Genomic DNA, 10,370 nt, shown 5'->3' with positions numbered 1-10,370 from the left:
GGCCACCGAGCCGCCCCGCCCGGCCCCCCGGCGGGAACTGGGCTCGAGCGATGTTGTCCGCGTCGCGCATGCACTGCCTCCGGGCTCGTACGTGATCTGATGACCATCCGGGCCGGACCCCCTGTCCGCCCCGTCCCCCGTACCGGGACGAAAGTAGGACCGCCGCCGATGCGCCACAACGGGACGCGCACGCCTGGCCACGCCAAGTCACATATGTGACACAAGGCTGGTCCGGAAGACGATCGCGCCGAATCGGCACATCGTGCGTGACACGTAACAGCCGACCCCGTCGACCGCTACCCTTCTGCCACGAACGGGCGAAGAGGGTTCGCCCGGCGTACCCGAACCCGCGTCCGCGCCCGGGGAGGCGAGGGCGCCCTTCCCCGGGGGGGCACATGAACCGACCACCGACCGGCGGTGTGACCGGACCGTTCGACTCCCCGTCCTCCGGCCCGGCCTTGCCTGGTGCGACGGCTTCCTACCCGGCCCACCGTCCGGCGGCGGGGAAACCGAGGCGGAGTCGTCTCGCCGTCTCACTCGCGATCGCCGCGGCGCTCCTGCTCTGTGCCGGCGGCACGGCGGCCTACCTGACCCTGCGCGACCGCGAGGACGGTTCCGGCGCGGCGGAACCGTCGGTGGCGGTGGACAACTTCCTCAGCGCCGTCTACCAGGAACGGGACGCGCAGAAGGCGGCCGGTTTCGTCTGCGCGGCCTCGCGGGACCAGCAGAAGATCGCCGCCAAGGTCGCCGAGGTCGACAAGTACGCCGCGGGGAACCCCAACCCGCGCTTCCGGTGGGCCACCCCGCGGGTGGACAACCAGACCGGGGACCGGGCCACGGTCAGCGCGCGGGTCGTCATGACCACCGCCGACGAGAAGATCGCCGAGCAGGCGCTGCGCTTCACCGTCGTACGGGAGAGGGGCTGGTGGGTCTGCGAGGTGGCCTGACGCCGCCGGGTGGATAGGCTCGACCGGTGCGAGCAGCTGAGTCCCCGGCGCAGCCGGCCGGTGCCGGATGGCCGTCGCGTCTGCACGTGGTGACCGGCAAGGGTGGCACCGGCAAGACGAGCGTGGCGGCGGCCCTGGCGCTGGCCCTGGCCGCCGACGGCCGGCGCACCCTGCTGGTCGAGGTGGAGGGGCGGCAGGGCATCGCCCAACTTTTCGGGACCGACCCCCTGCCGTACGAGGAGCGGCACCTGACCGACGCGCCCGGCGGTGGCGAGGTGCGCGCCCTGGCGGTGGACGCCGAGGAGGCGCTGCTCGAGTACCTCGACATGTTCTACCGGCTCGGGGCGGCCGGGCGGGCGCTGCGCAAGCTCGGCGCGATCGACTTCGCCACCACCATCGCCCCCGGCCTGCGGGACGTGCTGCTCACCGGCAAGGTGAAGGAGGCGACCACGCGCACCAGCGGCCAGCGGCGCACGTACGACGCGGTGGTGCTGGACGCCCCGCCCACCGGGCGGATCGGCCGCTTCCTCAACGTCACGGCGGAGACCGCCCGGCTGGCGAAGGTCGGCCCGATCAAGACCCAGAGCGAGGGGGTCGCCGCGCTGCTGCGCTCCCCGATGACCGCGGTGCACGTGGTGACGCTGCTGGAGGAGATGCCGGTCCAGGAGACCGTCGACGCGATCGGCGAGCTGACCCAGCTCGGTTTCCCGGTGGGGCGGGTGATCGTCAACAGCACCCGGCCGCCGCTGCCGGTGGGTCGGGAGGTCACCGCGGCGGAGCTGCGGCGCGGGCTGCTCGCCGCCGGGTTGCCCGTCGACCGGGCGACGGTGACCGGACTGGCCGACGAGGCGCGGGACCAGCAGGTCCGCCGCGAGCTGGAGGATTCGCTCCGGGCCGATCTGGTGGAGCTGGGGCTGCCCATGGTCGAGCTGCCGTTGCTGCCCGACGGGGTGGACCGGGCCGGGTTGGTGACGCTCGCCGAGGTGCTCGGCCGGGCCGATTGACTCACACCTGCCGTCGGCTCCGGCGCACGGCCGGCAGCGGCCCGATACGCTCGATTGGTGCCTTCCGAAGACGCGGCGCCACGGCTGGACGTCGACCAGATCCTCGCCGACCCCGGTGTACGGATCGTCGTGTGCTGCGGCGCCGGTGGCGTGGGTAAGACCACGACGGCGGCGGCGCTCGCGCTGCGGGCGGCCGAACAGCACGGCCGGCGTACGGTGGTGCTCACCATCGACCCGGCACGCCGGCTGGCCCAGTCGCTCGGCCTGACCGAGCTGGACAACACCCCCCGCCAGGTCAAGGGGATCGACGTCGAGGCCAGCGGCGGCGAACTGCACGCGATGATGCTGGACATGAAGCGCACGTTCGACGACGTGGTGCTTCAGCACACCGATCCGGCGAAGGCGGCGGAGATTTTCGCCAACCCCTTCTACCAGGCGATGAGTTCCACCTTCGCCGGCACGCAGGAATACATGGCGATGGAGAAGCTGGGTCAGTTGCACGCCCGTGGCGAGTGGGACCTGATCGTGGTGGACACCCCGCCGTCCCGCTCCGCGCTGGATTTCCTGGACGCCCCGGCCCGGCTCTCCCGTTTCCTCGACGGCCGGATGCTGCGGCTGCTGCTCGCGCCGGCCCGCACCGGCGGGCGGAGCATGTTCACCTTCGTCACCGCCGGCTTCGGGATGTTCTCCAAGGTGGTGCAGAAGGTGCTCGGTGCCCAACTGCTCACCGACCTGTCCGGCTTCGTGGCCGCGCTGGACTCGATGTTCGGCGGGTTCCGGCAGCGGGCCGAGCAGACGTACCGCATCCTGCAGGCCCGGGAGACGGCGTTCCTGCTGGTCGCGGCGCCGGAGTCGGACGCGGTCCGGGAGGCGGCCTACTTCGCGGGGCGGCTGCGTGAGGAGCGGATGCCGCTGGCCGGCCTGGTCCTCAACCGGGTGCACCGGCCGGTGGTGGAGTTGGACGCGGCGGCGAGTCTGGCGGCGGCGGAGCGGCTGGTGGAGTTGGGTGGCCACGAGGTGACCGTCGACGTGCTGCGCGCGCACGCGGCACTGGCCCGGCAGGCGGTACGCGAGCGACAGGTGGCGGCCCGGTTCAGCGAGGCGTTCCCGTTGGTTCCGGCGGTGTCGGTTACCGCGCAGCCCGCCGACGTGCACGACGTCGACGGGCTGCGGACGATCGGCGCGGCGATCAGCCGGCCGTGAGGCACGGCGGTCAGTTCGCGGCGGTCACCAGGATCTTGTCTTTGCCGGACTTGTCCTTGGCGTTCTTCTTCATCGCGGCCTCGAACATCTTGCGCCAGCTCGTCACCTGGGGGTGACGGCGGAGCAACGCCCGGCGTTCGCGTTCGGTCATGCCACCCCACACCCCGAACTCGATCCGGTTGTCGAGCGCGTCGGCCAGGCACTCGTACCGAACTGGGCAGCTCCGGCAGATCCTTTTCGCCACGTTCTGTTCGGCGCCCTGTACGAACAACGCGTCCGGGTCCCCGTTCTGACACGCCGCCAGTGACGGCCAGTCAGCGATCATGCCCATGTGTACACGTCCCCCCTTGCAGTACCTACCGACTCGTGCGACCAGCCGTCGTTCTCCCCCCGGTCGTCCGGCCCGTTCCTTCCCCAAGGAGGCACGGACGACGTGTGGCCAGGTCGCCGCCACCATCATGCTCTGTAGTCGCCTGATTACGCAACGTTGTCGGCAAAATCCATCATTCCGGACACTCCCGGCTTCCCGGGCCTTCGCTCGCCGCTTACCCCGCCGAAGTACGTGAAAACGCTGCGCCACTCCACCGATCGGGTGGAGACTCACGCCGGGTCACTCGCAACCACGAACCGGGGGTCGTGCGTTTAGCACAACGAGGGTCGCGCGCGCAGGAAATGGGGAAAGAACGCCCCGGCGGCCCTCGTTCCCTACTCGCGTACCCTGTCGAGGTGACCTGGATGCGGAAACGTGACCACAATGTCTTTACCAACGCCGCATCGCTACTCGTCTGTGGCCTCTTGGCCGGTGTGGTGGTCGCGGCGGCGGCCTTCCCTGCGGTGGCGATGTCCGGACTGGCCGCGAAGGCCGGCGCGGAGACCTTCGGCGCGCTGCCGAAGGAGTTCAACGCCGCCCGCCCGCCGCAGATCAGCTACCTGCTCGCCGCCGACGGCAAGACCCCGCTGGCGAGCATGTACGACGAGAACCGCCGGGAAGTCAAGTTCGAGGACATCGCCCCGGTCATGCGCCAGGCGACCATCGCCGCCGAGGACCACGACTTCTACAAGCACAACGGCGTCGACCTCACCGGCATCGCCCGCGCCTTCGTCAACAACCAGTCCGGCGCCAACTCCCAGCAGGGCGCCTCGACGCTGACCATGCAGTACGTCCGGCTGGCCATCGCGTACTCGGCGAGCCACCCGGCGGACGTGGTCGCCGCGACCGAGGACACCGGTACCCGCAAGTTGCGCGAGATGTCGCTGGCCATGCAGGTCGACAAGGAGTTCCCCAAGGACGAGATCCTGACCCGGTACCTCAACCTCGCCGCCTTCGGAAACGGCGCGTACGGCATCTTCGCCGCCAGCCAGGTCTACTTCGGCAAGCCGCCCAGCAAGCTCAAGCTGGAGGAGGCGGCGATGCTGGCCGGCATGGTCAAGGCCCCGACCCAGAACGACCCGACCACCGCCAGCGGCAAGCCGCGCGCGCTGGAGCGGCGCAACTACGTCATCGACAACATGGTCAAGATCGGCGCGATCACCCAGCAGGAGGCGGACGCCGCCAAGGCGCTGCCGATGGTGGTGAAGGACAAGCGCACCCCGAACGGCTGCGTGGCCACCAACAAGAAGGGCTGGGGCTTCTTCTGCGACTACTTCTACCGCTGGTGGATGCAGCAGGAGACGTTCGGCTCGACCACGTACGACCGGGAACGGCGGCTGAAGAGCGGCGGCTACACCATCACCACCACGCTCGACGTGCAGGCGCAGGACGGCGCCGACAAGGCCGTGCGCAACCACCTGAGTGAGAACAGCAAGGCCGCCCGCATGGTGGCCGTGGTGGAGCCGGGCACCGGCCGGGTACGGGCGCTCGCGGTGAACCGGAACTTCAAGCTCGACGACCCGAAGAAGCCGCAGAACAAGTTGTCGAGCGACCCGAAGAAGGCCAAGAAGAAGATCCGGGGCAACTACCCGAACACGGTGAACCCGCTGCTCACCGGCGGCCAGGGGATCACCGGCTACCAGGCCGGCTCGACCTTCAAGATCTTCACGGTGGTGGCGGCGCTGGAGAAGGGCGTCCCGCTCAGCTACACGATCAACTCGCCGGATACCTTCCGGTCGAAGTACATCATCGCGCCCGGCCCGGCGGCCTGCCCCGGCACCAACTTCTACTGCCCGAGCAACGCCAGCAAGAGCATGGCCGGCGTGCACAACATGTGGAGCGGCTTCGGCCGGTCGGTGAACACCTTCTTCGTCTCCCTCCAACAGCAGGTCGGCGCCGAGAACGTGGTCAAGGCCGCCAAGAAGCTCGGCATCACCTTCCGCTCCCAGGAGGACCTGACGCTGGAGCGGGGCGCCAACCAGTGGGGCGCGTTCACCCTCGGCGTGTCGCAGACCACCCCGCTGGAGTTGGCCAACGCGTACGCCACCCTCGCCGCCGACGGCAAGTACTGCGAACCGATCCCGGTGCAGCAGATCAAGGACCCGGACGGCGAGAAGCTCGACATCGCCAACCCCAAGTGCGAGCAACGGGTCAGCACCGAGGTGGCCCGCGCCGCGGTGGACGCCGCTCGCTGCCCGGTCGGTGACCGGTCGTCCACCTCGCGCTGCACCGGCGCCACCGCCAACAACGTCCGCGGCATCGTCGGCGCCCCGGTGGCCGGCAAGTCCGGCACCACCGACAGCGACAAGACCTCCTCGCTGGTCGCGATGACCAAGCAGTACGCGGTGGCCGGCATCATGGCCGACCCGGACTGGCCGCAGACCAATCAGAAGATGGGGCACGACGAGACCCCGCAGGGCATCAACCCGGCCGTCTACAACACGCTGAAGGCCGCCATGAAGGGGAAGGAACGGATCAACTTCACCCCGCCCGGCAGCAAGATCATAAACGGTGACCAGCGGTCCATCCCCGGCGTGAAGTGCGAGTCGGTGGACACCGCCCGGTCCCGGATCAGGGGCGCCGGCTTCGAGGTGGTCGTCTCCGACACCCGCGTCCCCTCGGAGTGCCCCGCCGGCCAGGTGGCCGGCACCAGCCCCAGCGGCCGCACCATCAAGGGCGGCGTGGTCACCATCGAGATCAGCAGCGGTGGCGGCAGCACGCCCGACGGCAGCTCCGCCGGCCCCGGTGGGCCAGGCAACCTGCCGCCCCCCAGAGGGCCCCGACCCCGCGGCTGACGCCGCACTGACGAACGACGGGCGGGCACCCTCGCAGGGTGCCCGCCCGTCGCGCGTACCAGGGTCAGAGGCCGAGCTGTCGGCGCACCTCGGCGGCCACCCGGCCCCCCTCGGCCTGGCCGGCCACCGCGGCCTGGGCCGCCTTCATGGCCGGGCCCATCTGGGCCTTCCCGGTGAACCCGCCCGCGGCGAGCGCCCCGGCGACCAGCTCGGCGAGTTCGTCGTCAGAGAGCTGCTTCGGCAGGTAACGCTCCAGCACCTCCCCCTCGGCGGTCTCCTTGGCGGCCTGCTCGGCGCGGCCGGCGTCGGCGAAGGCGGCGGCGGCCTCCCGCCGCTTCTTCGCCTCCTTGGTCAGCACCGCGAGTACCTCGTCGTCGGTGAGCTCCCGCTTGGCCCTGCCGGCGACCTCGGCGGTCCCGACGGCGGCGAGCGCCATCCGCAGCGTGGACGTGGTCAACTCGTCGCGCGCCTTCAGGGCGGCGCGCATGTCGTCGGTGAGGCGGTCCTTCAGCGTGCTCATGGACGGTCAAACTACCCTGAACGACATGCGAAAGCGCACACTATTCCGGCTCGCCGCCGGGACCTTCGCCGCGGGCGCGGCCACCCTGGCGTACGCGTCGCTCATCGAGCGCAACATGTTCACCCTGCGCCGGTACGACGTGCCGGTGCTGCCGACCGACGCGGAGCCGCTGCGGGTGCTCCACCTGTCGGATCTGCACATGATGCCGGACCAGCGGCGCAAACAGCAGTGGGTGGCGTCGCTCGCCGCCCTCGACCCCGACCTGGTGGTGGTCACCGGGGACAACATGGCCGACCCCGGGGCCGTCCCGGGCGTGCTGCGGGCGCTGCAACCACTGTTCGGCGTTCCCGGCGCGTTCGTCTTCGGCTCGAACGACTACACCGGCCCGGTCTGGAAGAACCCGTTCACCTACTTCCTCCCCAACCGCGAGTACACCGAGGGCGCCGCCCTACCGTACGAGGAACTGCGCGACGTCCTGGTCGGGGCCGGCTGGGCCGACCTGAACAACGCCCGGACCACGATCAAGGCCGGCGGCCGGGTGGTCGAACTGGTCGGCGTGGACGACCCGCACGTCGAGCGGGACGACTACCCGGCCGTCGCCGGCCCGGTCTCCCCGTCGGCCGACCTCTCCGTCGCGGTCGTCCACTCCCCGGAACCGGCCGTGCTCGACCAGATGGCCGCCGACGGCTTCGGCCTGCTGCTCGCCGGGCACACCCACGGCGGCCAGGTCTGCGTGCCCGGGTACGGCGCGCTGGTGACCAACTGCGGGCTGCCCCGGTCGATGGCCAAGGGCCTGCACCGCTGGCCCGGCTCCGACTCCTGGCTGCACGTCTCCGCCGGCCTGGGCACCCACCCCACCGCCCCGGTACGGTTCGCCTGCCCGCCGGAGGCGAGCATGCTCACCCTCATCTCCCGCTGACCTGCCCTCCCGCCACGCCGTCGTCGTACCGAACCGCGGGCCGGCGCGGCGGGAGGGGGTACCGAGTTTGACCACCGGAACGGGTGGGCTACTATTTCTCAGCACGCCTCGGGGTGTGGCGCAGCTTGGTAGCGCGCTTCGTTCGGGACGAAGAGGTCGTCGGTTCGAATCCGGCCACCCCGACCAGGTAAGAGGGCACATCCGATAGATGGATGTGCCCTCTGTGCGTTGGTACAGCAGTGGAGTACAGCACCGGCTATCGCAGGCTCTCCCCCAGGCGCTTGAGCGCGTCGCGGGTGGCGTCCGAGGACGCCTGCGAATAGATCTCCATCGTGACCGACACCTCGGCGTGCCGGAGCACCTGCATGATGACGCGCGGGTGCACGTCCAGGTCGACGAGCAGGGTCGCGCAGGTACGCCGGGCGTCGTGCACGGTGATCTTCCGGACCCCGGCTCGTGCACAGCGAACGAGCAGCAGCTCACGTGGCGTTGCTGGTTGCCTGGGGGGCAAGGAGTCGCCGGGCTACACGGACGCCGGCAAAATGGTGGTGTGATGACCGAGCCCGTCACCGCAGGCCGAACGGACCTGGTGGACGACCTGGAGGGGCTGCCCGGGAGCTCCGGCGGGTGTCTTCTTGCCCTGAGGTTGGAGGTTCCGGTCTTCCTCCGCGTTGGCGACGTGTGGTGGGTCGAGAATGAGGTGCTGTACGTCCAGCGCGGAGACGCCCCGGCCGTAGCGCATCGGGGTTACCTCGAATGGCGTCGGAGGTGGTAGCACGCGGGATTCGGGGCACACAGAGGGCACAAGACACCGTGAAACGTCGTCAACCAGCGACCAACAATGGCAGCCCGAGACGCGCTACGAACAGGCGTCGAGCATTGTCCTCGCTGGTGATGGGATAGGGACACGGGTCACTGGCGACGGCTGGGCCAAGCGGCCCATGCCGCAGCGACGGCGCACAGCATTAGGCAGACGAACAGACAACTCAGCGCGCCGCAGAGCACCAGTGCGACCGCCTTAAAGCCCTCCACCGGCACATCGTAGGCGCTGCGTCAGCGGTGCCGTCGCTCTGCACTGCGGACAGCAGCGGTGACAGCAACAGGGTCAAACAGGCCGGGGCAAAGCCGAACCGCGACGAACCGTCATCCGAGGTCGGAAAACGCGCGCGTACTGGGCTGGATGGAGCGCCTAGAACTTGTAAGCGAGACGGCGGACAGCGGCGAGGCAGCATGAAGGCAGCGCGAGCGTCGACGGGGGTCGACTCCGAATGTGAACCAACTACGCCCGGCAGCTGTTCACCGACGCGGGCCGCCACCAGCTGCCAGCAGCCGACAAGTTGTGTCCGCATCCCCCGACGGGGGTCGGTGTTGGGTGTTCGTCGTCTGGGCGGCGGCCCGAGCAGTGCGCCCAGGAAGCGTTACCAACGACGCATGGTGGGGTTCGGCGCGGATACTGGCCGGGTGGCAGAGAAACAGGCGACGGAGTTGAGCCGGTGGACCATCCACGGGGAGCGGGTCGTGGACGACACCAGGCGGGCGCGGCTCAGCATCGCCGAGGTGGAGTTGCCGGACGGGGTTCGCTTCGAGCAGTACGTGATCCGGGCTCCCCGGTCGGCCATGGTCGCCGTACTCGACGATCGAGAGCGCCTGTTGTTGATGCGGCGGCACCGCTTCGTGTTCGACCGGTGGGTGTGGGAGCTGCCCGGCGGCTATGTCGACGACGAGGAGCACCCGGCGCAGTGTGCGGTGCGGGAGGTCGAGGAGGAGACCGGCTGGCGGCCCCAGGGGGTGGAGCCGTTGCTGTCCTTCCAGCCGTGGGTCGGTACTGCGGACGCCGAGAATCTGCTGTTCCTGGCCCGGCAGGCTGAGCACATCGGCGCACCCGTGGACGTGAACGAGGCTGAGCAGGTCGCCTGGATTCCGCTCGATGAGGCGTACGGGCTGGTGTCCCGGGGTGAGATCGTCGGTGCCGGCACGGTGATCGCGGTGCTGGAGTTGGTGGTGCGTAAGGCCCGGGGTGAGCTGTGATGGTCAGCGTCGTGGGCCGAGAGTGGCGTCGATGCGGCGGGTGAAGTGCCGGACGGCGGGTAGTCGCCGGTGTGGGGCGAGTTGGGTTTGCAGGTCGCGGAGGTAGCGGACGGCTCTGGCGGAGCGTAGCTGGGTGGTCAGGGTGAGGGCTTCCGCGCCGATGGCGCAGGCTCGGTCGGGTTCGCCCTGGTGGGCGTGGACGCTGGCGAGTAGGGCGAGGTTGAACACTCTGCCGCGTACATAGCGGTTGTCCATGCGCAGGGATCGGGCGGCGAAGCGTTCGGCGTGGGTGTTGCGGCCGAGGGCGAGGAAGCAGTGGCCGAACTTGGCCGACAGGTATGCCTCGTCGAAGTAGCTGAGCCATTGCGGGTCGGTGCTGCGGTCGGCCCGGTCGAGGGCGCAGTCACCGACGCCGGCGGACAGTAGCCTTGATCTTTGCAAGGCAGGGACGGGTGCCCTAGTAGCGCTTTGTTAGGTTGGGACGAGTTGGCGGCAGAGGGGGCAGAACCCGAGCCAGGTCGCGAGTAAGTACTGCAGGTCGCGGAGGACGGCGTAGAGGCTCAGGTCTGCCCTGCTGCTTTTGG

The 10,370-nt window shown here is 69.9% G+C and carries 9 protein-coding genes, 1 tRNA gene and 2 pseudogenes; 7 read left to right on the top strand and 5 right to left on the bottom strand.

Translation table 11 applies throughout. The features are described 5' to 3' along the window. The first annotated feature begins 395 nt into the window (after positions 1-395). From E1182_RS25740 to E1182_RS25730, 3 genes are read left to right on the top strand one after another with little or no spacing between them, the layout of a single operon-like run. Positions 396-947 carry a hypothetical protein gene (locus tag E1182_RS25740; RefSeq protein ID WP_132269939.1) on the top strand — a complete coding sequence of 184 codons (552 nt, stop codon included), beginning with the start codon at positions 396-398 and terminating at the stop codon, positions 945-947. 26 nt (positions 948-973) lie between these two features. Continuing rightward, entirely contained in the window at positions 974-1,951 is a 978-nt protein-coding gene (locus E1182_RS25735; protein ID WP_132269937.1) for an ArsA-related P-loop ATPase, read from the top strand. A gap of 54 nt (positions 1,952-2,005) precedes the next feature. After that, a complete protein-coding gene (locus E1182_RS25730) occupies positions 2,006-3,154 on the top strand; it encodes an ArsA-related P-loop ATPase (RefSeq protein WP_207921518.1) in 1,149 nt (382 codons plus the stop codon). 10 nt (positions 3,155-3,164) lie between these two features. Here the strand turns inward: E1182_RS25730 and E1182_RS25725 are convergent, their stop codons facing one another. Continuing rightward, a complete protein-coding gene (locus tag E1182_RS25725; RefSeq protein ID WP_132269931.1) occupies positions 3,165-3,485 on the bottom strand; it encodes a WhiB family transcriptional regulator in 321 nt (106 codons plus the stop codon). A gap of 404 nt (positions 3,486-3,889) precedes the next feature. Here E1182_RS25725 and E1182_RS25720 point away from each other — a divergent pair, with 404 nt between their 5' ends. Further along, positions 3,890-6,319, top strand: a complete 2,430-nt coding sequence (locus E1182_RS25720; protein WP_132269928.1) for a transglycosylase domain-containing protein — start codon at positions 3,890-3,892, stop codon at positions 6,317-6,319. 64 nt (positions 6,320-6,383) lie between these two features. Here the strand turns inward: E1182_RS25720 and E1182_RS25715 are convergent, their stop codons facing one another. After that, complete coding sequence (locus E1182_RS25715) at positions 6,384-6,839, bottom strand: GatB/YqeY domain-containing protein (protein WP_132269925.1); 456 nt, start codon at positions 6,837-6,839, stop codon at positions 6,384-6,386. Between the two features lie 25 nt (positions 6,840-6,864). Here E1182_RS25715 and E1182_RS25710 point away from each other — a divergent pair, with 25 nt between their 5' ends. Together E1182_RS25710 and E1182_RS25705 are read left to right on the top strand one after the other, a co-directional pair. Continuing rightward, on the top strand, positions 6,865-7,758 hold the full coding sequence (locus E1182_RS25710) for a metallophosphoesterase (RefSeq protein ID WP_132269922.1): 894 nt from the start codon (positions 6,865-6,867) through the stop codon (positions 7,756-7,758). 109 nt (positions 7,759-7,867) lie between these two features. Then, positions 7,868-7,944: transfer RNA gene (locus E1182_RS25705), tRNA-Pro, on the top strand. A 70-nt stretch (positions 7,945-8,014) separates the two neighbouring features. Here E1182_RS25705 and E1182_RS25700 read toward each other — a convergent pair. Together E1182_RS25700 and E1182_RS25695 are read right to left on the bottom strand one after the other, a co-directional pair. After that, positions 8,015-8,224: pseudogene (locus E1182_RS25700) on the bottom strand (tyrosine-type recombinase/integrase); the annotation flags it as partial. A 57-nt stretch (positions 8,225-8,281) separates the two neighbouring features. Then, entirely contained in the window at positions 8,282-8,500 is a 219-nt protein-coding gene (locus E1182_RS25695; protein WP_132269920.1) for a hypothetical protein, read from the bottom strand. Positions 8,501-9,219: 719 nt separating this feature from the next. On the opposite strand from E1182_RS25695, the gene E1182_RS25690 reads away from it, so the two are divergent. Then, a complete protein-coding gene (locus E1182_RS25690) occupies positions 9,220-9,786 on the top strand; it encodes an NUDIX hydrolase (protein WP_132269917.1) in 567 nt (188 codons plus the stop codon). Positions 9,787-9,789: 3 nt separating this feature from the next. Here E1182_RS25690 and E1182_RS25685 read toward each other — a convergent pair. Next, positions 9,790-10,185, bottom strand: a pseudogene (locus E1182_RS25685) (XRE family transcriptional regulator); the annotation flags it as partial. Positions 10,186-10,370 lie beyond the last annotated feature (185 nt).

The organism is Micromonospora sp. KC721 (assembly GCF_004348355.1).
Taxonomy (GTDB): Bacteria; Actinomycetota; Actinomycetes; order Mycobacteriales; family Micromonosporaceae; genus Micromonospora.
Note: the sequence above shows the minus strand (reverse complement) of the source record. Positions and strands in the feature narration are given on the sequence as shown.